Here is a 25,877-nt window from a genome sequence, read left to right on the forward strand (position 1 = left end):
AGCACGCCTCAGTCCATGCACCCAAGGTCCCGATGTCCGATCTGTCCGTCTTCCGCATCACCAGGCGTTGGCCCGCCAAGCATCCCGAACTGCTCCAGCTCTATTCGTTGCCGACGCCGAATGGCGTCAAGGTCTCGATCATGCTGGAGGAGATCGGGCTGCCGTACGAGGTTCACCTCGTTGATTTCGGCAAGGATGATCAGAAGACGCCGGAATTCCTCTCGCTCAATCCGAACGGCAAGATCCCGGCGATCCTCGATCCGAACGGCCCCGGAGGCAGGCCGCTGCCCCTGTTCGAGTCCGGGGCGATCCTGCAATATCTCGCGGAGAAAACGCGCAAGCTGCTGCCGCAGGATGCCGCGCGGCGCTATCAGACGCTGCAGTGGCTGCACTTCCAGATGGGCGGCGTCGGGCCGATGTTCGGCCAGGTCGGCTTCTTCCACAAATTCGCCGGCAAGGACTACGAGGACAAGCGGCCCCGAGACCGCTACGTGGCCGAAGCCAAGCGCCTGCTCGGCGTGATGGATGCGCATCTCGCCGGCCGGCAATGGTTCATGGATGACGACTACACCATCGCCGACATCTCCATGCTCGGCTGGGTGCGCAATCTCATCGGCTTTTATGGCGCCGGCGATGTCGTCGAGTTCAGTCAGTTCAGCGCGGTCGGCGCCTGGCTCGAGCGCGGGCTTGCGCGTCCGGCGGTGCAGCGTGGATTGAACATTCCGCAGCGGCCATGACACGGCCTGAGGCTAGAACAGCCGTCCGCCGTTCGGCACCGGCTTGCTCGGCTGCACCAGCACGACCTTGCCGTTCGCATCGGGGAAGCCGAGCGTCAGCACCTCGGAGACGACGGGGCCGATCTGGCGCGGCGGGAAATTGACGACGGCCGCGACCTGTTGGCCCACGAGGCTTTCGAGCGGGTGGTTTTCGGTGATCTGGGCCGAGCTCTTGCGCACGCCGATGGCGGGGCCGAAATCGATCCACAGCCGCCAGGCCGGTTTGCGCGCTTCCGGAAACGGTTTGGCGTCGACGATGGTGCCGACACGGACGTCGACCGCGAGGAAAGCGTCGAAGTCGATGGTTGGTGCGGCGGCCGCCGCGGGATCGTGGGTAACGTGCATGGGATGTCCGTTCGGAGGGTTGGCGCGTGTCGCAACATTGTCGCGCGAGGCGGAGTTTCGTACAACGCCACGCATATCACCGATACGCCATGCACGAGGACCGTCTTGCCCACCATCATCTACGGCATCAAGAACTGCGACACCATGAAGAAGGCCCGCGCCTGGCTCGATGCCCATGGCGTGGCTTACGCGTTTCACGACTACAAAGCGGCGGGTGTCGAGAAGGACAGGCTGAAGCAGTGGAGCGACAAGGTCGGTTGGGAGACCCTGCTCAATCGCGCCGGGACGACCTTCAAGAAGCTCCCCGATTCCGACAAGGAAGGCCTCACCGAGAAGAAGGCGCTCGCCCTCATGCTAGCGCAACCATCGATGATCAAGCGGCCGGTGCTCGAAATCGGCGGCAAGCTGTTGGTCGGCTTCAAGCCGGATATCTATGCCAAGGAGGTCGGCGGCAAGGCGCGCTGACGGCTATTTCAGCTCGATGATCTCGTTGGAGATGGCGGGGCCCGGCTGTTCCGAGAACTCGACCGGATCGGCGGGCGCGATGCGGCCGGGGGCGCGATGAAACAGCTCGCGATCGATCACGGCCCGCAGCTTCGGGCGCGGCAGCGCGTCATTTCCGCGCATCAGATTCCTGATCTCGAAGCCGCCGTCCTCGCAGAAGGTCTTTACTGACGCGATGACGTGGCTGACCCTGCCGTCGGTCAGGAACGGCAGCAGCAGCCGCTCATAGGCGACGATGCGGCCATAGATGTCGTCGACGTCGGCAACGCTGTAGACCGGAAGGCCGCGCGCGACGCATTCATGATAGATCGGCAGCACGTACGGCGCGAGCCGCGGTCCGACGAAATCGTCGAGCGAAACGCCCTTGCCGGTATGCCCATAGGCGCGCGAGATGCGCGTGCCTTCGCTCTCGATGACGAGACGCGGCGTCGGCGTCGAAAGCTTCACCGTATAATAGACGAGATCCGGCAGCTCCTCCTGGAGCCGTGCGGGCTGATACTCCCAGATCGCCGGAGCGGTCTGCTGGCGCGCATAAAGTCGCAGCCACGTGTTGAGGAGATCACGCTGGCGGATCGACTTGACGATGGAGGGAGCCGCGCTTGCAAAATCCAAGACATACTCTCCGACGTGAAAACCCTGGGATGATCGGGCTTGCGGGAAAATTTTCGATGAAGACTGGCGCGGGAGACGAAAGACCGTTAACGACGGCTTGATGGCCGGTGCCTTGCGAACCGGAAAGGCCGGGCAGGCACGACCTCGACATCTGCGACTAAGGGAGCATTTGTATCCCAGCCGAAGGCCTGACCTGCTCAGCTTTCCGCCTTGCCTAACCCCCGTCACCTCCGGCATATTCCGCGCCCGGAGGCGGCGCCCCGGTGGGCTGCAAGTCCTCCGGACAGCCGAAGCAACAAGGACAGCCACGCGCCGCGCGCGGGCAGGGGGAAAACTGTTTGGCCGATGAGTTCATTCTCGAAACGGAAGGCTTGACCAAGGAGTTCGCGGGCTTCTTCGCCGTCCGCGACGTTGCGCTCAAGGTTCGCCGTGGGAGCATTCACGCGTTGATCGGCCCGAACGGGGCCGGCAAGACGACCTGCTTCAATCTCTTGACCAAGTTCCTCAAGCCGTCGGCCGGGAAAATCCTGTACAAGGGGCAGGACATCACCGCGATGGCGCCGGCGGATGTGGCCCGCATGGGGCTGGTCCGTTCGTTCCAGATTTCGGCGGTGTTTCCCCATCTCACCGCGCTCGAGAACGTCCGTGTCGCGCTGCAGCGCCAGCATGGCTCCTCGTTCGACTTCTGGCGCTCCAAGTCCGTGCTCAACCGCTTCAACGATCGCGCCCGCGAGCTTTTGAACGACGTCGGCCTCAGCGAGTTTGCCAACACGCCCGCGGTCGAGATGCCCTATGGGCGCAAGCGCGCGCTCGAGATCGCGACCACGCTGGCACTCGACCCCGAGATGATGCTGCTCGACGAGCCGATGGCCGGCATGGGCCACGAGGACATCGACAAGATCGCGGCGCTGATCAAGCGCATCTCCGCGAAATACACCATCCTGATGGTCGAGCATAATCTGAGCGTCGTGGCCAACCTGTCCGACATCATCACGGTGCTGACGCGCGGGCAGGTGCTCGCGCAGGGCCATTACTCCGAGCTCACCAAGGACGAGCGCGTCAAGGAAGCTTATCTGGGAGCCGGTCATGCCTGACACTGCGATCGCCGAGGCTCCGGCCAGGGCTGCGACCGGCGGGAACATCCTGCAAGTCCGCAACCTGGAAGCCTGGTACGGCGAGTCTCACATCCTGCACGGGATCGACTTCGACGTGAACGCGGGCGAGGTCGTCACCCTGCTCGGGCGCAACGGCGCCGGCAAGACGACGACGCTGAAGTCGATCATGGGCATCATCGGCAAGCGCACCGGCTCGGTGAAGTTCAACAATCAGGAGATCATCCGCGCGACCTCCGACAGAATCGCGCGCATGGGCGTCGCCTTCTGCCCGGAAGAGCGGGGCATATTCTCCAGCCTCGACGTCCGCGAGAATTTGATGCTCCCGCCGGTGGTCCGTGCGGGCGGATTACCGCTCGACCAGATCTTCGAGCTGTTCCCGAACTTGAAGGAGCGGCTGAGCAGCCAGGGCACCAAGCTGTCGGGCGGCGAGCAGCAGATGCTCGCGATCGCGCGCATCCTGCGCACCGGCGCGAGCTTCCTGATGCTGGACGAGCCGACCGAGGGCCTTGCACCCGTCATCATCCAGCAGATCGGCCACACCATTGCGCGGCTCAAGAAGGAGGGCTTCACCATCCTCCTGGTCGAGCAGAACTTCCGCTTCGCCTCCACCGTGGCCGACCGCTACTACGTGGTCGAGCACGGCAAGATCATTGACGGGTTTTCCAATTCGGAGCTTGCCGCCAACATGGACAAGCTCCACACCTATCTCGGCGTCTGAGCGCCGGGCGGGTTGAATTTTTCTGATGAGCATTGAGAGAGGATATTGGGAGCGACCATGAGACGGATCATTTCGACGATGTTGCTCGGCACCGCCATCGCACTCGCGGGAGCGAGCGCGGCGATGGCGCAGGACAAGACCATCAAGATCGGCGTGCTCACCGACAATTCCGGCCTCTATGCCGATCTCGGCGGGCCGGGCTCGACCTTGGCGGCGCAGATGGCCATCGAGGATGCCGGCCTGACCGCGAAGGGCTGGAAGATCGACCTGATTTCGGCCGACCACCAGAACAAGCCGGACATCGGGACTGCGATTGCGCGGCAATGGATCGATGTCGAGAAGGTCGACGTCTTCATGGACGTGCTGAACTCGGGCGTGGCGCTCGCGGTCAACAATGTCGTCAAGGAGAAGAATTCGATTCTGATCGACACGGGTGCGGCGACGTCCGACCTGACCAATGCGCAGTGTTCGCCGAACACGATCCACTGGGTCTACGACACCTACATGCTGGCCAACAGCACGGGGCAGGCGCTGGTGAAGGCCGGCGGCGACACCTGGTACTTCCTGACCGCGGACTACGCTTTTGGCCACGCGCTCGAGCGTGACACCACCGCCGTGGTCCTGAAATCGGGCGGCAAGGTGATCGGCACGGTCAAGCATCCGCTCAACACGGCGGATTTCTCCTCCTTCCTGCTCCAGGCGCAAGCGTCCAAGGCCAAGATCGTGGGCATGGCGAATGCCGGCGGCGACACCACCAACACGATCAAGCAGGCGGCGGAGTTCGGCATCGTCTCGGGCGGCCAGAAGCTCGCGGGTCTCCTGCTGTTCATCACCGACGTCCATGCGCTCGGATTGAAGGTCGCCCAGGGACTGAACTTCACCGAGACCTTCTACTGGGACCTGAATGACGGCACGCGCGCCTTCTCCAAGCGCTTTTCCGAGCGCATGAAGAACAAGGCGATGCCTTCGATGGTACAGGCCGGCGTCTATTCGGGTCTGCTGCACTATTTCAAGGCGCTGGAGGCGATGGGCGGCAACCCGCATGACGGGGCCAAGGTGGTCGCCAAGATGAAGGAGATGCCGACGGACGATCAGCTGTTCGGCAAGGGCTCGATCCGCGCCGACGGCCGCAAGCTGCATCCGGCCTATCTCTTTGAGGTCAAGAAGCCCGATGAATCCAAGGGGCCCTGGGACTATTACAAGCTGATCGGTACGACGGCCGCGGATCAGGCGTTCCGGCCGCTGTCCGAGAGCGTCTGCCCGCTCGTGAAGAAGTAAGTGTGACGATGCGGGCCGGCGCGCGAACAGCGCCGGCTTGCCTTTGGGGAACGACGAGAAGGGACCGGGTGCGGGATCGATGCAGGCTCTTTACGCTCAGCTATTGGTGGGACTGATCAACGGCTCGTTCTACGCGCTGCTCAGTCTCGGGCTTGCCGTCATCTTCGGCATGCTCAACATCATCAATTTCGCCCATGGCGCGCTCTACATGATGGGCGCGTTCGTCGCCTATTTCCTGTTGAACCTCGGCGGCATCAACTATTGGTGGGCGCTGCTGCTGGCGCCGATCATCGTCGGCATTTTCGGCATGATCCTGGAACGGACCATGCTGCAATGGCTGACCGGACTCGATCATCTCTACGGCCTGCTCCTGACCTTCGGCATCGCGCTGATCGTGCAGGGCGTGTTCCAGAACTATTTCGGCTCCTCGGGCCTGCCTTACGCCATTCCCGACCAGCTCAGGGGCGGCATGAATCTCGGCTTCATGTTCCTGCCGATCTACCGCGGCTGGGTCGTCGTGTTCTCGCTGGCGGTGTGCCTTGCGACCTGGTTCCTGATCGAGAAGACGCAGCTCGGCGCCTACCTGCGCGCCGCCACCGAAAATCCGACGCTGGTGCGTGCCTTCGGCATCAACGTGCCGCGCATGATCACGCTCACTTACGGTCTCGGCGTCGGCCTTGCCGCGCTCGCCGGCGTGCTCTCGGCGCCGATCAACCAGGTGCGGCCGCTGATGGGGGCCGACCTCATCATCGTCGTGTTCGCGGTGGTGGTGATCGGCGGCATGGGTTCGATCATGGGCTCCATCATCACCGGCTTCGCGCTCGGCGTGATCGAGGGCCTGACCAAGTATTTCTACCCCGAGGCGTCCAACACCGTCGTGTTCGTGCTGATGGTGCTGGTGCTCCTTGTGAAGCCGACGGGATTGACGGGAAGGGCGGCCTGAGATGACAACCCTAACGGACGACACGCTCCCTGTGACCCCGCGCGCGATGCGCGACGAGATGATTGTGTTCGTGGTGATGGCGCTGTTGCTCGCAGCGGTGCCGTTCACGGGCGTCTACCCCTTCTTCGTGATGCAGGCGCTGTGCTTTGCGCTGCTCGCCTGCGCCTTCAATCTGCTGGTCGGCTATGGCGGCTTGCTGTCGTTCGGCCACGCGATGTTCTTAGGCACAGCTGGCTATTGCAGCGCGCATGCGCTGAAGGTCTGGGCGCTGCCGCCGGAGCTCGGCATTCTCGTCGGCGTCGCCGCGGCATTCGTGCTGTCGATCGTCACCGGCTACATCTCGATTCGCCGCCAGGGCATCTATTTCTCGATGATCACGCTGGCGCTGTCGCAGCTCCTGTACTTCATCTATCTCCAGGCCCCGTTCACCCATGGTGAGGACGGCATCCAGGGCATCCCGCAGGGCCGCATGTTCGGCGTGCTCGATCTCTCCAAGCCGACGGTGCTGTACTATGTCGTGCTGGTCGGCTTCCTCGCCGGCTTCCTCCTGATCTTCCGCATCATCAACTCGCCGTTCGGCGAGGTGCTGAAGTCGATCCGCGAGAACGAGCAGCGCGCGATCTCGCTCGGCTACCGCACCGACCAGTACAAGTTCCTGGCCTTCGTGCTGTCGGGGACGCTTGCCGGCTTTGCCGGTGCGCTGAAGGTGTTCGTGGCGCAGAACGCCTCGCTCACGGACGTGCACTGGACGATGTCGGGCGAAGTCGTGCTGATGACGCTGGTCGGCGGGCTCGGCACCATTTTCGGTCCCGTGGTCGGCGCTTTCGTGATCATCGCCATGCAGCAATATCTGGCGGGCTTCGGCCAGTGGGTGACGGTGATCCAGGGCGTGATCTTCGTGGTCTGCGTGCTCACCTTCCGCCGCGGCGTCATCGGCGAAATCGCGCATTACTTCCGGCGTTCGCTCTAAGTAGCTGATATTTCATCAATTTCATTGATGAATGAAAGCGGTGGATGACCGGGCTCCGCGGGCGCGAGACGACACGCGTGCGGATCGAAAATGGTCTATGACAGTTTTATGACAGCCCTCGCGGGCCTGACCATTTTCCAACCGGTAGCCTATCCCCATGATGCGATTGTTTCGTGCGTTCCTGCCCAGGGAAGAGCGGTTCTTCGACCTGTTCGATCGGCATGCCCAGACCGTGATTCAGGGCGCAGTCGCGCTGCAGGGCATGCTCAACGGTGGCGAGGAGACGCCGGTCTATTGCCAGCGCGTCAACCAATTCGAGAACGACGCCGACAACATCACCCGCGAGGTGCTGACGGCGGTGCGCCGCACCTTCATCACCCCGTTCGACCGCGGCGACATCAAGAACCTGATCACCTCGCTGGACGATGCCATCGACCAGATGCAGCAGACGGCCAAGGCCGTGATGCTGTTCGAGGTGCGCAGCTTCGAGCCGCCGATGCGCGAGATCGGCGGACTTTTGATCGAATGCGCCAATCTGGTCGGCCGTGCACTGCCGCTGATGCAGGAGATCGGCAAGAACGTCGCCATGCTGACCGCGATCACCGAGGAGCTCGGCAAGCTCGAAGGCCGGGTCGACGATCTCCACGACATCGGCCTGAAGGAGCTGTTCCTCAAGCATCGCGACGGCAATGCGATGGATTTCATCGTCGGGGTCGAGATCTACGACCATCTCGAGAAGGTGGCCGACCGTTTCGATGACGTTGCGAACGAAATCAACAGCATCGTCATCGAGCAGGTGTAGCGCATGATCCGGAAAAGTGTGCAGCGGTTTTCCTTCGCGACAAACGCGGAACGCGTTTGCGCGGAGATCATGCGCAAAGCTTAGAGTAGGGGCCTCGCCGTGGATGCCGCGTTGGGTCTTCCCGTCCTGGTCGGATTGATCGCCGTCGCGCTGCTGTTCGATTTCCTGAACGGGCTGCACGACGCCGCCAATTCGATTGCGACCATCGTCTCGACCCGCGTGCTGCGGCCGCAATTCGCGGTGTTCTGGGCCGCGTTCTTCAATTTCATCGCCTTCCTGGTGTTCGGGCTACACGTCGCCCAGACCATCGGCACCGGCATCATCGATCCCGCGGTCGTCGACGCCCAGGTGATCTTCGCAGCACTCGTCGGCGCCATCGTCTGGAATCTCGTGACCTGGGCGCTCGGCATCCCGTCGTCGTCGTCGCATGCGCTGATCGGCGGGCTCGTCGGCGGCGGCCTGGCCAAGGCGGGGATCTCGGCCGCGGTGTGGAGCGGCCTGTCCAAGACCGTGCTGGCGATCGTGCTGTCGCCGCTGGTCGGCTTCCTGCTCGCAATGGCGCTGGTTGCGATCGTGTCCTGGGCCTCGGTGCGCTCGACGCCGTTCGCGGTCGACCGCGCCTTCCGCATCATGCAATTCGCGTCCGCCTCGCTCTATTCGCTCGGCCATGGCGGCAACGACGCGCAGAAGACCATGGGCATCATCGCGGTGCTGCTCTATTCGCAGGGCCATCTCGGCAGCGACTTCTCGGTGCCGTTCTGGGTGGTGCTGTCGTGCCAGGCGGCGATGGCCCTGGGCACGCTGATGGGCGGCTGGCGCATCGTCCGCACCATGGGCCTGCGCATCACGAAATTGACCCCGATGCAGGGCTTCTGCGCCGAGACCGGGGGCGCGGCGACCCTGTTCATGGCGACCTATCTCGGGGTTCCCGTCTCGACCACCCACACCATCACCGGCGCCATCGTCGGCGTCGGCGCCGCGCGCCGCGTCTCGGCCGTGCGCTGGAACGTCGCCAGTTCGATCGTCTATGCCTGGGTGATCACGATCCCGGCCTCGGCCATCGTGGCCGCGCTGACCTGGTGGATGGTCCAGCTCGTCAAGTGACGAGCTTCAGTCCGATGATGCCGGCGACGATCAGGCCGATGCTGACGAGGCGGAAGGCCGCAGCCGGCTCGCCGAACAGGACGATGCCGAGCGTTGCGGTGCCGACCGCGCCGATGCCGGTCCAGACCGCATAGGCCGTTCCGACGGGAAGTGATTTGAGCGCAAGTCCGAGCAGGATGACGCTGCCGGCCATGGCCGCGAGCGTGACCGCGGACGGAACAAGCCTGCTAAAACCCTCGGTGTATTTCAGGCCGATCGCCCAGGTGATCTCAAGAAGACCGGCGACGAACAGGATGCTCCAGGCCATGACGACCCTCCATTCAAGGCAGGGTCGTCCCCGCGGCTGAGGTGCTGATGGGCAGGGGAGGCCGTCCTCCCCCAAGGCTGATAGATCCAGGTGCCGATATGGGGCTGGCCGGAAGTCTCCGCAATCACCAAATGAGGCTTGATCAGGCCCGTTTTCCCTGCCACACGCTCCCGCCATGTCCGACATCGCCACCACCACAGCCGAATCGCCGGCCCGTTCCCCGCTTGCCGCTGAGGTGGCGCGGCGGCGGACTTTTGCGATCATCTCCCATCCCGACGCCGGCAAGACCACGCTGACCGAAAAGCTGCTGCTGTTCGGCGGTGCCATCAACCTCGCCGGCCAGGTCAAGGCCAAGGGCGAGCGGCGCAACACGCGATCTGACTGGATGAAGATCGAGCGCGAGCGCGGCATCTCGGTCGTGACCTCGGTGATGACCTTCGAGTTCGAAGGCCTCGTCTTCAACCTGCTGGACACGCCGGGCCACGAGGACTTTTCGGAAGACACCTATCGCACACTGACGGCAGTCGATTCCGCCGTGATGGTGATCGACGCCGCCAAGGGCATCGAGGCGCGCACCCGAAAACTGTTCGAGGTGTGCCGCCTGCGCGACATCCCGATCATCACCTTCATCAACAAGATGGACCGCGAGAGCCGCGACGTGTTCGAGCTGCTCGACGAGATCGAGAAGACGCTGGCGCTCGACACCACGCCGATGACCTGGCCGGTCGGCCGCGGCCGCGATTTCCTCGGCACCTATGACGTCGTCAATGGCGGCGTGCGCCTCCTCGAAGGCGGCGGCGCCAAGACCGGCGCGGCGCTCGAGATCGAGATCGAAGAGCTCGCCAAGCTCAACGCCAATCTCGACGTGTCCGCCGTGAAGGACGAGCTCGAGCTCGTCACCGAGGCGTCCAAGCCGTTCGAGCTGGACGCGTTCCGCGAAGGCCATCTGACGCCGGTCTATTTCGGCAGCGCGCTGCGCAATTTCGGCGTCGGCGACCTCCTGGAGGGCCTCGGCAAGTTCGCGCCCGAGCCGCGCGCGCAGGACAGCGACCAGCGCAAGGTCGAGGCCACCGATCCGCGCATGAGCGCCTTCGTGTTCAAGATCCAGGCCAACATGGATCCCAACCACCGCGACCGCATCGCGTTTGCGCGCCTGTGCTCGGGCAAGCTCAGCCGCGGCATGAAGGCCAAGCTCGTGCGCACCGGCAAGAGCATGCCGCTGTCGAGCCCGCAATTCTTCTTCGCGCAGGACCGCTCGGTCGCGGACGAAGCCTTCGCCGGCGACGTCGTCGGCATTCCCAACCACGGCACGCTGCGCATCGGCGATACGCTGACCGAGGGCGAGGATTTCAACTTCGTCGGCGTGCCGAGCTTTGCCCCGGAAATCGTCCGCCGCGTTCGTCTCACCGACGCGATGAAGGCGAAGAAGCTGAAAGAAGCGCTGCAGCAGATGTCGGAAGAGGGCGTGGTGCAGGTGTTCCGCCCGCGCGACGGCGCCCCGGCGCTGGTTGGCGTGGTCGGCGCGCTGCAGCTCGACGTGCTCAAGGCGCGGCTCGAGGCGGAATATTCGCTGCCGGTCGAGTTCGAGGTCAGCGAGTTCCAGCTGGCGCGCTGGATCTCGTCGGACGACCGCAAGAAGCTCGACAGCTTCATCGCTGCCAATAATTCGAGCATTGCCGACGACGTCGACGGCGATCCCGTCTACCTCGCCCGGAACGAGTTCTACCTCGGCTACACCAAGGAGCGCGCCGAGGGCATCGAGTTCAGCAACGTCAAGGACGTCAAGAAAAAGGGGTAATGTTTCCCGGACGTTCTCCGTGATGCAGGACGGCAACGCATAGCGAGGTCGACGGTCATGAGGCGGCGCGAATTCATCATGCTCGCTGCAGGGGCGGCGGCGTACCCGCTTGGCACATCCGCGCAAGGTCATGTGCGGCGAATCGGTGCGCTGGCGGGAGGGAAGGCCAGCGATCCGGAGAGCCAGGCCAGCTACCAGAAACTGATACAGCGTCTAGGTGAACTTGGCTGGGAACAGGGACGCAACATCCAGATCGAATATCGTTGGTGGGCCGGCGATCCAAATCTCGCCGATGCTCACGCGGCCGAGCTCGTGGAGTTGCGGCCGGATGTGCTTTTGGCAATCAGCACTCCGTCCGTGGACGCCTTGAGGCGACGCGCGCCGATCTTACCGATCATCTTCACGGTCGTTGCCGATCCGGTGGGTGCCGGTTTCGTTCAAAGTCTGGGCAAGCCGGGTGGAAATATTACAGGCTTCACGACCTTCGAGCCTGAAATGGCCGGCAAGTGGCTGCAACTGCTCAAGCAAGCGGCCCCTGCAATACGAAGGGTTGCCGCAGTCTTCAATCCGCGAACGGCGCCCATGATCTTGATGCCGTCCGTGGAGGTGGCTATTCCGGCAGTCCAGCTCCAGCTCGTTCCGGCGCCCGCGCACAACGCCGCCGAGCTCGAACAGGCGATCTCCCGCTTTGCAGAGCAGCCAGACGGCGGGCTGCTGATCTTTCCCGACGCATTTCCACTCGTTCATCGGCGATTGATTCTGGACCTGGCGGCCGCGCGCCGTCTGCCGGCGATGTATCCGTTCCCGTCCTTCGTTACGGACGGCGGGCTGATGTCGTACGGAGTCTCGATTTCGCATCTTGTCGGTCGCTCGGCGGACTATGTCGACCGCGTGTTGAGAGGAGCGCGTCCGGCAGATTTGCCAGTCCAGCAGCCGAATGAGTTCCAGTTCCTGCTCAATCTCAAGACCGCCAGCGCGCTGGGACTGAGTGTACCGCCCACGCTGGTGGCACAAGCGGATCAGATTATCGAGTGAAGCGGATTGCTGTCCCGGCTGAGCCGGCTTCGCCTCGGAGCGGCAGCTTTGCACGGGGGGTGAAATTTGGCGGAAAGGCGGTCGTCGCATCGCGGCCAGCCTTGAACCCTTCACAACCGTTGCCACCTCTGCAGATGCAAATGCGATCTCGGCACATGTGGCGCGGCATTCTTGCTCTTCTCTTGCTGGCAATGACCTCGATCGTCGCCGACGCGCAGCGACGCCAGATCAATCCAATTCCGTTCGCGCACGAGCCTTGCAGCGTGCTCGACGGCGAGCCCTGCACGCCGTCCTATTGCAGCCCGCTCGAGCCCGGCCCCTGCATTCCCGAGATCGACTACCCTTACGGCCAGAACCTCCAGCTCACGATCGAGAGCGTGCCCGCTGAGGCCGACCGCGCCAAATACCAGAAACCCGATCACGATCTCGACACGATCGGCGACCTCTTCGCCGCGCTGCGCAGCTGCTGGTCGCCGCCATCGGACCATGCGCGCACAGGCATGCAGATGTCGGTGCGTTTCAGTTTCAACAGGGACGGCGGCCTGATCGGTCCGCCGCGCCTGACATATGCGACTGCGGGTGTGCCGGCGGATATCCGCACCACCTATCTGAACGCGATCAATTCATCGCTAGAGGCCTGCCTGCCGCTGAAATTCACGGACGGTCTCGGCGGCGCGCTGGCCGGACGACCGATCGCGATCCGCTATGTCGACAATCGCGAGCTGGGCAAGTAGCGCAGTTGCGACCATCGGCCGATCGATGGTACCTCAGAGGCGGGGGCTGCTTTGCGGGGAGGATGTCGTGGGTCTGCTGGTGATGATCCTGGGGCTGGTGCTGTTCTTCGCCACCCACATTTTTACGACGAAACGAAAGGCACGCGCGCAGGCGATCGCGAGGCTGGGCGAGGGGACCTACAAGCTTCTCTACACGCTGGTCTCGCTTGCGGGGCTCGCGCTGATCATCTGGGGCTTTGCCCATTACCGCAGCTCCGGCTGGATCGACGTCTGGTATCCGCCGAAGGCGATGAAGCACATCGCGCTCGCGCTGATGCTGCCCGCGGTGGTCCTGGTGGTCGCCTCGTATTTGCGCGGCCGCATCTACGCGACGCTGAAGCATCCGATGCTGGCCGGCGTCAAGCTGTGGGCGGCAGCGCATCTGCTCGCCAATGGCGATCTCGGCTCCATCATCCTGTTCGGCTCGTTCCTCGCCTGGGCGGTCTATGACCGCATCTCGCTTAAAGCTCGCACCGACCCCGGCGGCCCGCCGATTCCGGTCGGCGGCGTCACCAACGATCTGATCGCGGTCGCGGTCGGCGTGGTCGCCTATCTGGCCCTGGCCTTCGCGTTCCATCCGGTCGTGATCGGTGTTCCCGTGCTCGGGGTCTAGCCGGTCAGCACAAGACGAAACCCGGATGTCCATGCGGGGAAGATAACAAGAGCAACAAGCCGAGGGCATTCCGATGGACTGGTCGCAATCTCAGATCCCGCCGATGCGGCTCGAAGCTCGGTTCGGCGATCGGGTGGTGCCGGCATTCTGTGATCGGCCAACGAGCCTCTGGGCGATGATCGCGGACGCCTGCGCCCGCAATGCCGATGGCGAAGCGTTGATCTGCGGCAATGTCCGCCTGAGCTGGGGCCACGCGGTGGAGCAGGCCGCGCGGATCGCTGCGGGATTGCGCAAGCTCGGCCTGCAGCGCGGCGATCGCGTCGCCATCCTGCTCGGCAACCGCATCGAATTTCCGCTGCTGCTGTTTGCCGCCGCGCATGAGGGGCTCGTCACCGTGCTGCTCAGTACGCGCCAGCAGACGCCGGAGATCGCCTATGTGCTCGCCGATTGCGGCGCGAAGATCCTGATTCACGAGGCCTCGCTCGCCGAGCGGCTGCCGGATGCGCATGATGTGCCCGATGTGATCCATCGCATTGCCATCGATGACGATCCCGCCCGATCGCGCTTCTCTTCGCTCGCCGAAAACGCGCCAGCATCGGCACCGATCGAGGTGAGCGAAGAGGACACCGCGATGATCCTCTACACCTCCGGCACAACAGGCAAGCCGAAGGGCGCGATGCTGGCCCATTGCAACATCGTCCATTCCTCGATGGTGTTCGTGTCCTGCCTGCAATTGACGCAAGCCGATCGCTCGATCGCCGCGGTGCCGCTCGGCCATGTCACGGGCGTCGTCGCCAACATCACCACGATGATCCGCTGTGGCGGCGCGCTGATCATCATGCCCGAGTTCAAGGCGGCCGATTACCTCAAGCTCGCCGCGCGCGAGCGCGTGACCTACACGGTGATGGTGCCGGCGATGTACAATCTCTGCCTGCTCCAGCCCGATTTCGACGCCTATGATCTCTCGAGCTGGCGCATTGGCGGCTTCGGCGGCGCGCCGATGCCGGTCGCCACCATCGAGAAGCTCAAGGCGAAGATTCCCGGCCTGAAGCTGATGAACTGCTACGGCGCGACCGAGACGACCTCGCCCTCGACCATCATGCCGGGCGAGCTGACCGAGCGCCATATCGACAGCGTCGGCCTGCCGTGTCCCGGCGCGCGCATCGTCGCGATGGGGAAGGACAGCCGCGAGCTGCCGCGCGGCGAGATCGGCGAGCTCTGGGTCCAGAGCGCCTCCGTCATCAAGGGCTACTGGAATAATCCGAAGGCGACCGCCGAAAGCTTCACGGGCGGATTCTGGCACTCCGGCGATCTCGGCTCGATCGATGCGCAAGGCTTCGTCCGCGTGTTCGACCGGCAGAAGGACATGATCAATCGCGGCGGCCTGAAGATCTATTCGGCCGAGGTCGAATCCGTGCTGGCCGGCCATCCCGCCGTGGTCGAGAGCGCGATCGTTGCCAAGGCCTGCCCGGTGCTGGGCGAGCGCGTCCATGCCGTGGTGGTGACGCGACAGCCTGTGACCGATGCGGACCTGCGCGCCTGGTGCGCCGAGCGGCTGTCCGACTACAAGGTCCCCGAGACCATGGCGATCACATCGGAGCCGCTGCCGCGCAATGCCAACGGCAAGGTGTTGAAGCGGCAGCTGCGGGAGCGCCTCGGAACCTGAGCCGGCGGGCCTTTCCCGGGCTTCTGCGGGGTGGTTAACGCCTTGATCGGGCTCGCTTTGCCTTGCCACCGCCATATCGTTAGGCTACCTCGCCGCCACACGGGGACGGGATTCCTGACGCGAACGCATTGGCGCGCGCACCCGGACGGGTATGGGATTAGCATAAGTGTCTGAATTATTTGACGAAGTCGACGAGGAAGTACGTCGCGAACAGTTCAAGAAGCTGTGGGACAAGTATTCGATCTACTTCATCGCGCTGATGGTGCTGATCGTCGCCGCCGTCGGTGGCTGGCGCGCCCATCAATATTTCGAGGCCCAGAAGGCCGCCGAGGCCGGCGCCGCCTTCGAGAAGGCCGTCGAGCTGTCCGAGCAGGGCAAGCACGAGGACGCTGAGAAGGCCTTCACCGAGCTCGCCGCCAAGGCGCCGTCCGGCTATCGCACCCTGGCGCGGCTGCGCGCTGCGGCCGAGGCCGCGAGCCGCGATCCCAAGGCCGCCGCGAAGATGTATGACGACATCGCCGCCGACCGCAGCATTGGCGGCGAGTGGCAGGATCTGGCCAAGATCCGGGCCGCGGGCCTCCTGCTCGACAGCGCCGGCTACGCCGAAATCCAGCAGCGGCTGGAAGCTTCCGCCGCGCCAAAATCGACCTTCCGCCACAGCGCCCGCGAGATGCTGGCGCTGTCGGCATGGCGTAACAACGACATGACCGCAGCCCGCAAATGGCTCGAGGCGATTGACGGAGACGGCGAAACGCCGCCCGGCCTGCGCTCTCGCGCCGAGGCGCTCCAGGCTTTGTTGCCACCCGTCGCCAAAAGCTGACGACGGTTCTCCGACGTAACGAGACACCAAGATGCGCCGCACGCCACGCTTGATCGCAGCCGCCGTCCTGATCGCCTTCACCGGCGTCCTGGGCGGCTGCTCCAGCTTCGATCCGAGCGACCTGCTCGACTTCCTCGATACCAAGAAGAAGCTGCCGGGCGACCGCAAGCCGGTCTTCCCCGAGGGCGTGCCGGGCCTCGAGCAGGGTGTGCCGAGGGACCTGTACAAAGGCGCTCAGCAACAGCAGCCCGATCCGAACGCACCTGCGGTGGCGGCCCTGCCTGCGGAGCCGGAGCCGGCCAAGCCGGCGAAGGGAGCCAAGGCAAAGCATAGCAAGCAGCCCGCCACGGCGGCCGCGCCGGCCGAAGCACCCGCCGGCGAGGTCGACGGCGAGGCGCAGCCGGAGGCCGCGCCGGCGACGTCCGCTCCACCGCCCAAGCACAAGATCGTCCGCAAGCGCACCACCGCGCCGCCGCCGGATCAGCCGGCCCAGCAGGCGCAACCGACCCAGGCCCCGCAGCAGCAATCGCAGACCGCCTTCCCGGCGCCGCTGCCGAGCGGCAGCTTCTCGCGCTGATATTTTCCCGTTGCATTGACAGGCGCAGCTCCGGCAGCGCACGAATGACCGATGTCCTTCACGATCGCCATTATCGGCCGGCCCAATGTCGGCAAGTCGACGCTGTTCAACCGCCTGGTTGGGCAGAAGCTCGCGCTGGTCGATGACCTGCCCGGTGTCACCCGCGACCGCCGTGAAGGCGAGGCCAGGCTCGGTGATCTCCGCTTTACCATCATCGATACCGCCGGCCTCGACGAGGGCGCCAGGGGCTCGCTCACCGCGCGCATGCAGGAGCAGACCGAGACCGCGATCGCGCAGGCCGACGCGCTGTTCTTCGTCATCGACGCCCGCATTGGCCTGACGCCGACCGATCGCGCCTTCGCCGATTTCGCCCGCAAGGCCGACAAGCCGGTGCTGCTGGTCGCCAACAAGAGCGAAGGCAAGCACGGCGATGCCGGGGCGATGGAAGCGTTCGCGCTCGGCCTCGGCGATCCCATCCAGATCTCGGCCGAGCACGGTGAGGGCATGGGTGAGCTCTACGATGCCCTGGCCAAGCTGATGCCCGAGCCCGTCGAGGAAGACGACGATGAGGACGACGCGCCGATCTCGGAGGAAGAGGCAGCGATGCGCCCGATCCGGGTCGCCATCGTCGGCCGGCCCAATGCCGGCAAGTCGACGCTGATCAACCATCTGCTCGGCGAGGAGCGCCTGCTGACCAGCCCGGAGGCCGGCACGACGCGCGATTCCATCGCGGTCGAGATCAACTGGAAAGGCCGCGATTTCCGCGTGTTCGACACCGCGGGCCTGCGCCGGCGCTCGCGCATCGAGGAGAAGCTGGAGAAGCTCTCGGTCGCGGATGCACTGCGCGCGGTGCGCTTTGCCGAGGTGGTCGTGCTGATGATGGATTCGCAGAACCGCTTCGAGGAGCAGGACCTGCGCATTGCCGACCTGATCGAGCGCGAGGGACGGGCGGTCGTGCTCGCCGTCAACAAATGGGATCTGATGGAGACCAAGGGCGGCGGCGCGATCTCGGGCCTGCGCCGCGATGCCGACCATTGGCTGCCGCAGCTCAAGGGCGTGCCCATCGTCGCCGTGTCGGGTCTGATGGGCGAGGGCATCGATCGCCTGATGCAGGCGATCCAGGAGGCCTATGCGATCTGGAACCGGCGCGTGCCGACCTCGGCGCTCAATCGCTGGTTCGAGCAGGCGATCCAGGCCAACCCGCCGCCCGCGGTCTCCGGCCGCAGGCTGAAGCTGAACTATATCACCCAGACCAAGGCGCGGCCGCCGAGCTTTGTGCTGTTCTGCTCGCGCGCCGACGCGGTGCCGCAGTCTTACTTGCGCTACCTCACCAATTCCATGCGCGAGACCTTCGAGCTGCCGGGCACGCCGGTGCGCATTACACTGCGCGAGAAGGCCAATCCCTTCGCGCACAAGCGCAAGCGGCCGTCGTGAGCGACGGTGCCGGCGAGGCGGTGGTGCAGGGCGCAGCGCCGGCCCGCCGCGGCGCGGTCGCCTTCATCTTCGTCACCATCCTGCTCGACATGGTCGCGCTCGGCGTGATCATGCCGGTCCTGCCGAAGCTGATCGAAAGCTTCGTCGACAACGACACCGCGCATGCGGCGCGCATCTTCGGCCTGTTCGGCACCGCCTGGGCCTTGATGCAGTTCGTGTTCTCGCCGATGCTTGGTGCGCTGTCGGATCGTTTCGGACGGCGGCCGGTGGTGCTGCTGTCGAATTTCGGGCTCGCGGCCGATTACGTCTTGATGTCGCTGGCGCCGTCGCTTGCGTGGCTGTTCATCGGCCGCGTGATCTCCGGCATCACCTCGGCGAGCATCTCGACCGCCTTCGCCTATATCGCCGACATCACGCCGCCGGAGCGGCGTGCGGCGATCTTCGGCCGCATTGGCGCGGCCTTCGGTGCCGGCTTCATCTTAGGGCCGGCGCTCGGCGGCCTGCTCGGCGATATCGATCCGCGCCTGCCGTTCTGGGCCGCGGCCATCTTGAGCTTCGCCAACGCGCTTTATGGACTGTTCGTGCTGCCGGAGTCGCTCGCGCCCGACAAGCGCGCGCCGTTCCGCTGGCGCAGCGCCAATCCGCTCGGCGCGTTGCAGCTGCTGCGCTCCAACGCGGTGCTGGCCGCGTTGTCGATCGTCAACTTTATCGCGCAGGTCGCCCACGTCGTGCTGCCCTCGACCTTCGTGCTCTACGCGACCTATCGTTACGGCTGGGACTCCAAGACGGTGGGCCTGACGCTCGCCATGGTCGGCATCTGCGCCATGGTGGTGCAGGGCTTTGCGATCGGGCCGATCGTGCGCGCGCTCGGCGAGCGCAACGCGCTGCTGCTCGGCCTCTGCTGCGGCGCGGTCGGCTTCGTGGTCCTCGGCGCTGCGCCGACCGGGCCGCTATCGTGGCTCGGGATTCCCATTCTGGCGCTGTGGGGCATCTCCGGTGCCGCCTCGCAAGCGCTGATGACGCGGCTCGTCGCGCCGGATCAGCAGGGCCAGCTGCAGGGCGCAACCGCGAGCGTGCAGAGCGTGTCGCAGCTCGTCGGCCCGTTCCTGTTCACGCTGACATTTTCCTATTTCATCGGCGCCAGCGCGCCGCTGCATCTGCCCGGCGCGCCGTTCCTGCTCGCAGCGGTGCTGATGGTGGTGTGCGTGGCGATTGCCGTGCGGTCGCTGGGTGCGACGAAGAACGCCTGATTGTTCGTCATGGCCGGGCTTGTCCCGGCCATCCACGTTCTTTCTCGTTGGACCAAACGTGGATGCCCGGGCCTTCGCCTCGCCGAAGCGGCTTCGGCCGCGCAGGCGGGACAAGCCCGGGCATGACGTCGTCAACACTATTTGTACGACCGCTACGCGGTCACTTCTTCACCAGCGGGCAGTCGCTGTCCTTGAGCGGCTTGGCCGCATCTTCCGGCGCGATGGTGGCGACCAGCTTGTAATAGTCCCACGGCCCCTTCGACTCCTCGGGCTTCTTCACCTCGAACAGATAGGCGGGGATGAGGCGGCGTCCGTCCTGGCGCAGCGGGCCCTTGCCGAACAGCGGATCGTCGGTCGGCAGCTCCTTCATCTTGGCGACGACCTTGGCGCCGTCATGCGGATTGCTGCCGAGCGCGTCCATCGCCTTCAGGTAATGCAGGATCTCGGCATAGAGGCCCGCAACCGTCATCGAGGGCATCGAGCCCTTGGGCGAGACCTTCTGGAAGCGCTTCGACCATTCGCGGGTCTGGTCGTTGAGGTCCCAGTAGAAGGACTCGGTGAAGGTCAGGCCCTGCGCGGTCTTCAGGCCGAGCGAATGCACGTCGTTGATGAACAGCAGCAGCGCGGCGAGCTTCTGGCCGCCGGAGACGATGCCGAACTCGGCGGCCTGCTTGATCGCGTTGGTGGTGTCGCCGCCTGCATTGGCAAGGCCGATGATCTTGGCCTTGGAGGACTGCGCCTGCAACAGGAAGGAGGAGAAGTCGGCCGTGTTCAGCGGATGCTTGACGCCGCCGAGCACCTTGCCGCCGGTAGCGGTGACGACGGCGCTGGTGTCGCGCTCCAGCGCATGGCCGAACGCGTAATCCGCGGTGAGGAAGAACCAGCTGTCGCCGCCCGCCTTGGTCAGCGCCTTGCCGGTGCCGTTGGCGAGCATGTAGGTGTCGTAAGTGAAGGACACGGTGTTGGGCGTGCAGGCCTTGCCGGTGAGGTCGGCGGTGGCGGCACCCGAATTAAGCAGCACCGCATTCTTTTCCTTGACGAGGTTGCTCACCGCGAGCGCGACGCCGGAGCTCGGCGTGTCGGCGATGGCATCGACCTTGTCGGCGTCGATCCATTGCCGGGCGATGTTGACACCGATGTCGGGCTTGTTCTGGTGATCGCCGGAGAGCACCTCAATGGTCCAGCCCTTGGCCTTCAGGCCGGAATCCTCAACCGCCATCTTCACCGCCGCCACCGAGTTCGGGCCGCCGATGTCGGCATAGAGACTCGACATGTCGTTGAGCACGCCGATCTTGATGGTCTTGTCCTGCGCGAAGGCGGATGTGGCAAAGCCGAAAGCGGCACAGGCCAGAAGAGCCGCAGTGCGGCGTGCGGGCATCGTCATAAAAGGCTTCCTCCATTGTCAAATATGCGGACGGCCCTCTTCGGGAGCCTTGTTCCAAATTGACGCTCTACCGTGTCCCACGGCCGACGGCAATGCACCTAAAGCCGGATGACGCTGCGTCGTAGCGTCATCCATCGGTTAACTTTTGGAGAAAATGCGTTGAGACGCTATTTCAGCGCGTCCGATGCCCGCTTGAACTTCTGAATGCGCTGTCCGGTATCGAGCTCGGCGGTATGGTCGTTACCCCCGGCATGACGTCCGTGGCGCAGGAGGGCAATCACGCCGGCGCGCGGAAGCTCATCAAGGTGCGGCTCTTGTAGTCGTAGAATTTGCCGGTCTCGGTCCAGTCGGGCGCGCACAGCGGCACGATGAAATCTGCGACCTGCTCGGGCGTGTCGAGCGTCGCCGGATCCTCGCCGGGCATCAGGGTGGCGCGCATACGGGTGCGCACCGGGCCGGGATTGAACAGGTTGACGCGCAGCTTCGTGTTCGCGGTCTCGTGTGCCCAGGCTCGCGCGAGCGTCTCCAGCGCCGCCTTGGACGCCGCGTAGGGGCTGACGTAAGCGGTTGCCTTGTTCGCGGCACCCGAGGTGATGAACACGGCGCGGCCGGCATCGGACTGCTTCAGCAGCGGTTCCATGCAGCGGATCAGCTGGAAGTTCGCGGAGACGTTCACCGCCATCACGTCGTTGAAAGTCTTCAGCTCGATGTGGCCGATCGGCGAGGAGGGGCCGAGCACGCCGGCATTGCCGACCAGGATGTCGAGCTTGCGATAGCGCTCGTGCAGGCCGGCGCCGAGCCGCGCGATGCCGTCGGAATCGGTGAGGTTGAGCGGCACCAGGGTGGCGCTGCCGCCTTCTTTCCGGATCTCGTCGTCGAGCTCCTCGAGCCCGCCTTGGGTGCGCGCGGTGGCAACGATATGTGCGCCGGCCTTGGCGAGTGCGAGCGCGGTGGCAAAGCCGATGCCGCGCGAGGCGCCGGTGACGAGAGCGATACGGTTGGCGAGAGGTTTGGTCATGGCGGGGTTTTACAGCCGTGGACGGCCGGGACAAGCCCCGCATGGTCGTCATTCCGGGGCGATGCGAAGCATCGAACCCGGAATCTCGAGATTCTCAGGTGCGCAATTGCGCACCATAGTTCGCGCTGCGCGCGCCCCGGAATGACAGGAGGAGGTCAGCTCGCCTCCGCCAGCAGTGACAGCTGCCGCGGCTGCGGTTCGGTCTGGGTCTGGTCGGTGAGGTGGGTCGGGTAGGCGCCGGTAAAACAATGATCCGAGAACTTCGGATTGGCGGGATCGCGGCCGGGCTCGCCCATGGCGCGGTACATGCCGTCGATCGACAGGAAGGCGAGCGAGTCGGCGCCGATGATCTCGCGCATCTCCTCCAGCGAATGCGTTGCGGCCAGCAGGCCGCCGCGGTCGGGCAGGTCGATGCCGTAATAATCGGGATAGAGGATCGGGGGCGAGGCGAGGCGGAAATGCACTTCGGTCGCGCCGGCATCGCGCATCATGCGCACGATCTTCTTCGAGGTGGTGCCGCGCACCAGGGAATCGTCGATCAGGATGATGCGCTTGCCTTCGATCGCGGCACGGTTGGCCGAGTGCTTCATGCGCACGCCGGATTCGCGGATCGCCTGCGTCGGCTGGATGAAGGTGCGGCCGACATAATGGTTGCGGATGATGCCGAGCTCGAACGGCACGCCGGAATACTGGCTGTAGCCGACCGCGGCGGGCACGCCGGAATCCGGCACCGGCACCACGACGTCGACCGGAACGTGGCTCTCGCGCGCGAGCTGCGCACCGAAATTCTTGCGCACCTCGTAGACCGAGCGGCTGTGCACGATGGAGTCCGGCCGTGAGAAGTAGATGTATTCGAAGATGCAGGGACGCGGCGCCATCGGCGGGAACGGCTTGTGGATGTCCTGGCCGTTCTCGTCGAACACGATGACCTCGCCGGGCTCGATGTCGCGCACGAAGCGCGCGCCGATGATGTCGAGGGCGCAGGTCTCGGAGGTCAGGATCGGGCAGCCGTCGAGCTCGCCCAGCACCAGCGGCCGGATGCCGCGGGGATCGCGCGCGCCGACCAGCTTCTTATTGGTGAGCGAGACCAGCGCATAGGCGCCCTCGATCTCGCGCAGCGCGTCGATGTAGCGCTCGATGAACCGGGCGCGCTTGGAGCGCGCGACCAGGTGCAGGATCACCTCGGTGTCGGTGGTCGACTGCATCATCGCGCCGTGCTTCACGAGCTCGCGGCGCAGCGTCAGGCCGTTGGTGAGATTGCCGTTGTGAGCGACGGCGAGGCCGCCGGCATTGAGCTCGGCGAACAGCGGCTGGACGTTGCGCAGGATGGTGGCGCCGGTGGTGGAGTAGCGGACATGGCCGACTGCGACGCTGCCGGGCAGGCGGTCGATCACCTCGCGGCGGGAGAAGGTATCGCCGACGAGGCCGAGGCGGCGTTCGGAATGGAAGCGGCTGCCGTCGTAGGAGACGATGCCGGCGGCCTCCTGGCCGCGGTGCTGCAGGGCGTGAAGGCCAAGCGCGGTGATGGCGGCCGCATCAGGGTGGCCGTAGATGCCGAAGACGCCGCATTCCTCGCGCAGCGTATCGCCTTCCAGATCGTCCTGAAGCTCAAGAGCCGCCGGGCCTGGACCGGCATTTGGATCGAGATCAAGCAGGGCGTCCTGGTCAGGGTGTCGCATCTCGTTCTCGCCTCTCTTTTGGGCCCTATCAACGCGCCGCAGGTTTCTCGATCAGCTTTTTCATGCCGTCACGAGCCGATTTACTGTACCCGTCGCCACTGCCCGAAGGCTGCTGCTCGGATTCAGCTTGATCATCATCTGGTTTGTTTTTCTTGAATCTCTTCAAGATGGTGTTCTCGGGGTCGTCAGGCAAGAGGGCCATCAGCCAATCGCCGGTTCCCTGGAGCACGACGCGGGACTTGGCCCCGGTGACCCAGTCGGGGCGCTGCTTGTCCGGCACCAGCCAGGTGAAGAACAGGAATGCGACCACGACGATCAAAAGCCCGCGAGCCAGCCCAAACAGGAAGCCGAGGGTGCGATCCAGCGCTCCGATCCGCGAATCCAGGATCATGTCGGAGATCCGGACCGTGATGACGGAGACCACGACCAGGGTGCCGACGAACACGCCCGCGACCACGACCACGCTCGCGACCGTGTCGTTGTTGAAATAGGTTTTGGCGGTCGGCAGCAGCTTGGAGAACGAGTACAGCGTCACGATCGCCGCCGCACCCCAGGCCGCGATCGACAGGATTTCGCGCATGAAGCCGCGGACCATCGCGAGCAGGCCCGAGATCAGCATCACACCGAGCAGGATCAGGTCGAGGAGTGTCACTGGCATCGGCTGGTCTGGTCCGCTCGTACTTCAAAGGTGCTCTAGCGAATCGGTGTTTGGCCGCTGCCCTAAAAGAAGGGCAGACGGCGTTCCCGGCAAGGCCGCAACCACGCAATCCCATGCTGCTTTTGTGACGGCTGTATAGCGGCGAGGGCCCCCGGCGTCACCTCCACCTAACCCTCTCCACGGCGGAATCTTGCCGGTGTGGCATTTTTTCGGCCGGCGCGCCGGATTCGCCCCGACGGGAGCCCCGGGCTGCGATCTCGGCCACCAATGTCGTCAGGCTGTTCACCGCATTCAGGGACAGCCCGGCGTCGCCGCCCGCATCGCCCCGTGCCGATTCGGGCAGCACGGCGCGCTGGAAGCCGAGCTTTGCCGCTTCCTTCAGCCGGGCCGGGGTCTGCGCCACCGGGCGCACCACGCCCGACAGCGAGATTTCGCCGAAATAGACGGCATCGGTGGGTAACTGCGCATTAACCAGCGACGACACCAGGGCCGCCGCAGCGGCGAGATCGGCCGCCGGCTCGTTGATGCGCAGGCCGCCCGCGACGTTCAGGTAGACGTCATGGCCGGACAGCTTGACCCCGCAATGGGCCTCCAGCACCGCCAGCACCATCGACAGCCGGCTCGGATCCCAGCCGACCACGGCCCGGCGCGGGGTGCCGAGCGAGGTCGGGGCCACCAGCGCCTGTAATTCGACCAGCACGGGCCTCGTGCCCTCGATGCCGGCGAAGACCGCGGTGCCGGGCGTGCCGAGATCGCGCTCCGACAGGAACAGCTCGGACGGATTGCTGACCTCGCGCAAGCCGAGGCCCGTCATTTCGAATACGCCGATCTCGTCGGTCGGCCCGAAGCGGTTCTTCACCGCGCGCAGGATGCGGAATTGCTGCGAGCCTTCGCCCTCGAACGACATCACCGCATCGACCATATGCTCGACCACGCGGGGGCCGGCGATCTGGCCGTCCTTGGTGACGTGGCCGACCAGGATGATGGCGGCCCCGGTCTTCTTGGCGAAGCGGATCAGCGCCTGCGCCGAGGCGCGCACCTGCGTCACCGTGCCGGGCGCCGATTCCACCGTGTCGGTCCACATGGTTTGGATCGAGTCGATCACGATCAGCCGGGGCACCGCGCCCTCCGACAGGGTCGAGACGATGTCCTCGACCGAGGTCTCGGCAGCGAGCTGCACCGGCGCGTCCGACAGCCCGAGCCGCTCGGCGCGCAGGCGCACCTGGGCGACCGCCTCTTCGCCGGAGATGTAGACGACGCGGTGGCCGGCGCGCGCCAACAGGCTGGTCGCCTGCGTCAGCAGCGTCGACTTGCCGATACCGGGATCGCCGCCGACCAGCAGCACCGAGCCACGCACGAAGCCGCCGCCGGTGACGCGGTCGAGCTCGGTCATGCCTGAGGACAGGCGCGGCGCATCCGGGCTCTTGCCCGCAAGACTCTCCAGCGCGAACGTTCGGCCCTTGCGTTTGGAGCGGATCGAGACCGGCACGCTGCCGCTGGTGTCTTCTTCCGCGAGTGTATTCCACTCGCCGCAGGACTCGCACTTGCCCTGCCAGCGGTTATAGGCCGCGCCGCAGTTCTGGCAGACGAAAGAGAGCGTGGATTTGGCCATGGGGCGTGAGTCGCGAGTTTCAGATGTGCTGATAGCACGGAATGGCAGGCCGATCGCGGGCGCTTCGAATATCTCAGTTCGGCGCG

25 protein-coding genes and 1 pseudogene are annotated in these 25,877 nt (G+C 65.0%); 18 read left to right on the plus strand and 8 right to left on the minus strand.

Going from position 1 to position 25,877, the window contains the following annotated elements; translation table 11 throughout:
* The first annotated feature begins 32 nt into the window (after nt 1-32).
* Nucleotides 33-737 (plus strand): glutathione S-transferase family protein, encoded by a 705-nt coding sequence (locus HZZ16_RS03605; RefSeq protein ID WP_197947116.1) that lies wholly within the window; start codon nt 33-35, stop codon nt 735-737.
* Nucleotides 738-749: 12 nt separating this feature from the next.
* Here HZZ16_RS03605 and HZZ16_RS03610 read toward each other — a convergent pair whose 3' ends face one another.
* A complete protein-coding gene (locus tag HZZ16_RS03610; RefSeq protein ID WP_197947117.1) occupies nt 750-1,121 on the minus strand; it encodes a tRNA-binding protein in 372 nt (123 codons plus the stop codon).
* A 105-nt stretch (nt 1,122-1,226) separates the two neighbouring features.
* On the opposite strand from HZZ16_RS03610, the gene HZZ16_RS03615 reads away from it, so the two are divergent.
* Complete coding sequence (locus HZZ16_RS03615) at nt 1,227-1,586, plus strand: ArsC family reductase (RefSeq protein WP_197947118.1); 360 nt, start codon at nt 1,227-1,229, stop codon at nt 1,584-1,586.
* Between the two features lie 3 nt (nt 1,587-1,589).
* On the opposite strand, the gene HZZ16_RS03620 is transcribed toward HZZ16_RS03615, so the two are convergent.
* Entirely contained in the window at nt 1,590-2,237 is a 648-nt protein-coding gene (locus HZZ16_RS03620; protein ID WP_197947119.1) for a hypothetical protein, read from the minus strand.
* A 338-nt stretch (nt 2,238-2,575) separates the two neighbouring features.
* Between HZZ16_RS03620 and HZZ16_RS03625 the strand changes: the two genes are divergently transcribed.
* The 7 genes from HZZ16_RS03625 to HZZ16_RS03655 all read left to right on the plus strand — a co-directional run bounded on the left by HZZ16_RS03625 (nt 2,576) and on the right by HZZ16_RS03655 (nt 9,167).
* Nucleotides 2,576-3,331 (plus strand): ABC transporter ATP-binding protein, encoded by a 756-nt coding sequence (locus HZZ16_RS03625; protein ID WP_008551999.1) that lies wholly within the window; start codon nt 2,576-2,578, stop codon nt 3,329-3,331.
* Nucleotides 3,324-4,070, plus strand: a complete 747-nt coding sequence (locus tag HZZ16_RS03630) for an ABC transporter ATP-binding protein (protein ID WP_197947120.1) — start codon at nt 3,324-3,326, stop codon at nt 4,068-4,070. Before HZZ16_RS03625 ends, HZZ16_RS03630 begins: the two co-directional genes overlap by 8 nt.
* 57 nt (nt 4,071-4,127) lie before the next feature.
* Entirely contained in the window at nt 4,128-5,348 is a 1,221-nt protein-coding gene (locus tag HZZ16_RS03635) for an ABC transporter substrate-binding protein (protein WP_197947121.1), read from the plus strand.
* A 79-nt stretch (nt 5,349-5,427) separates the two neighbouring features.
* Nucleotides 5,428-6,291, plus strand: a complete 864-nt coding sequence (locus HZZ16_RS03640; RefSeq protein WP_036000843.1) for a branched-chain amino acid ABC transporter permease — start codon at nt 5,428-5,430, stop codon at nt 6,289-6,291.
* Between the two features lies 1 nt (nt 6,292).
* Nucleotides 6,293-7,261, plus strand: coding sequence for a branched-chain amino acid ABC transporter permease (locus tag HZZ16_RS03645; RefSeq protein ID WP_197947122.1), 969 nt, complete (start codon nt 6,293-6,295; stop codon nt 7,259-7,261).
* Between the two features lie 157 nt (nt 7,262-7,418).
* Complete coding sequence (locus HZZ16_RS03650) at nt 7,419-8,063, plus strand: DUF47 domain-containing protein (protein ID WP_197947123.1); 645 nt, start codon at nt 7,419-7,421, stop codon at nt 8,061-8,063.
* 99 nt (nt 8,064-8,162) lie between these two features.
* A complete protein-coding gene (locus HZZ16_RS03655; protein WP_197947124.1) occupies nt 8,163-9,167 on the plus strand; it encodes an inorganic phosphate transporter in 1,005 nt (334 codons plus the stop codon).
* Here HZZ16_RS03655 and sugE read toward each other — a convergent pair.
* A complete protein-coding gene (sugE, locus tag HZZ16_RS03660) occupies nt 9,160-9,474 on the minus strand; it encodes a quaternary ammonium compound efflux SMR transporter SugE (RefSeq protein ID WP_197947125.1) in 315 nt (104 codons plus the stop codon). The genes HZZ16_RS03655 and sugE overlap by 8 nt on opposite strands.
* 175 nt (nt 9,475-9,649) lie before the next feature.
* On the opposite strand from sugE, the gene HZZ16_RS03665 reads away from it, so the two are divergent.
* The 9 genes from HZZ16_RS03665 to HZZ16_RS03705 all read left to right on the plus strand — a co-directional run bounded on the left by HZZ16_RS03665 (nt 9,650) and on the right by HZZ16_RS03705 (nt 19,440).
* The gene (locus HZZ16_RS03665) at nt 9,650-11,272 is read left to right on the plus strand and encodes a peptide chain release factor 3 (protein ID WP_197947126.1); all 1,623 of its coding nucleotides are present in this window, start codon (nt 9,650-9,652) and stop codon (nt 11,270-11,272) included.
* A 57-nt stretch (nt 11,273-11,329) separates the two neighbouring features.
* Nucleotides 11,330-12,307 (plus strand): ABC transporter substrate-binding protein, encoded by a 978-nt coding sequence (locus HZZ16_RS03670; RefSeq protein ID WP_197947127.1) that lies wholly within the window; start codon nt 11,330-11,332, stop codon nt 12,305-12,307.
* A 155-nt stretch (nt 12,308-12,462) separates the two neighbouring features.
* Nucleotides 12,463-13,041, plus strand: coding sequence for a UCP034077 family protein (locus HZZ16_RS03675; protein ID WP_197947273.1), 579 nt, complete (start codon nt 12,463-12,465; stop codon nt 13,039-13,041).
* Nucleotides 13,042-13,108: 67 nt separating this feature from the next.
* The gene (locus tag HZZ16_RS03680; RefSeq protein ID WP_197947128.1) at nt 13,109-13,693 is read left to right on the plus strand and encodes an NnrU family protein; all 585 of its coding nucleotides are present in this window, start codon (nt 13,109-13,111) and stop codon (nt 13,691-13,693) included.
* Nucleotides 13,694-13,766: 73 nt separating this feature from the next.
* Nucleotides 13,767-15,359: a class I adenylate-forming enzyme family protein gene (locus HZZ16_RS03685; RefSeq protein ID WP_197947129.1), complete on the plus strand. Its 1,593-nt coding sequence runs from the start codon at nt 13,767-13,769 to the stop codon at nt 15,357-15,359.
* 166 nt (nt 15,360-15,525) lie between these two features.
* On the plus strand, nt 15,526-16,179 hold the full coding sequence (locus tag HZZ16_RS03690) for a tetratricopeptide repeat protein (RefSeq protein ID WP_197947130.1): 654 nt from the start codon (nt 15,526-15,528) through the stop codon (nt 16,177-16,179).
* A gap of 31 nt (nt 16,180-16,210) precedes the next feature.
* A complete protein-coding gene (locus tag HZZ16_RS03695; RefSeq protein WP_197947131.1) occupies nt 16,211-16,756 on the plus strand; it encodes a hypothetical protein in 546 nt (181 codons plus the stop codon).
* Nucleotides 16,757-16,807: 51 nt separating this feature from the next.
* Nucleotides 16,808-18,190: a ribosome biogenesis GTPase Der gene (gene der, locus HZZ16_RS03700; RefSeq protein ID WP_197947132.1), complete on the plus strand. Its 1,383-nt coding sequence runs from the start codon at nt 16,808-16,810 to the stop codon at nt 18,188-18,190.
* Nucleotides 18,187-19,440, plus strand: coding sequence for a TCR/Tet family MFS transporter (locus tag HZZ16_RS03705; protein ID WP_197947133.1), 1,254 nt, complete (start codon nt 18,187-18,189; stop codon nt 19,438-19,440). The genes der and HZZ16_RS03705 overlap by 4 nt, the downstream gene beginning before the upstream one ends.
* A gap of 160 nt (nt 19,441-19,600) precedes the next feature.
* Here the strand turns inward: HZZ16_RS03705 and HZZ16_RS03710 are convergent, their stop codons facing one another.
* From HZZ16_RS03710 to radA, 5 genes and pseudogenes are all read right to left on the minus strand, one after another.
* Nucleotides 19,601-20,824 carry an ABC transporter substrate-binding protein gene (locus tag HZZ16_RS03710; RefSeq protein WP_197947134.1) on the minus strand — a complete coding sequence of 408 codons (1,224 nt, stop codon included), beginning with the start codon at nt 20,822-20,824 and terminating at the stop codon, nt 19,601-19,603.
* A gap of 277 nt (nt 20,825-21,101) precedes the next feature.
* Nucleotides 21,102-21,842: an SDR family NAD(P)-dependent oxidoreductase gene (locus HZZ16_RS03715; protein ID WP_197947135.1), complete on the minus strand. Its 741-nt coding sequence runs from the start codon at nt 21,840-21,842 to the stop codon at nt 21,102-21,104.
* A gap of 155 nt (nt 21,843-21,997) precedes the next feature.
* Nucleotides 21,998-23,521, minus strand: a complete 1,524-nt coding sequence (purF, locus tag HZZ16_RS03720; protein ID WP_197947136.1) for an amidophosphoribosyltransferase — start codon at nt 23,519-23,521, stop codon at nt 21,998-22,000.
* A 28-nt stretch (nt 23,522-23,549) separates the two neighbouring features.
* On the minus strand, nt 23,550-24,179 hold the full coding sequence (locus HZZ16_RS03725; protein ID WP_158668178.1) for a CvpA family protein: 630 nt from the start codon (nt 24,177-24,179) through the stop codon (nt 23,550-23,552).
* A gap of 167 nt (nt 24,180-24,346) precedes the next feature.
* Nucleotides 24,347-25,791, minus strand: a pseudogene (gene radA / locus HZZ16_RS03730) (DNA repair protein RadA).
* Nucleotides 25,792-25,877 lie beyond the last annotated feature (86 nt).

It is taken from the genome of Bradyrhizobium glycinis, assembly GCF_016031655.1.
Taxonomy (GTDB): Bacteria; Pseudomonadota; Alphaproteobacteria; order Rhizobiales; family Xanthobacteraceae; genus Bradyrhizobium; species Bradyrhizobium glycinis.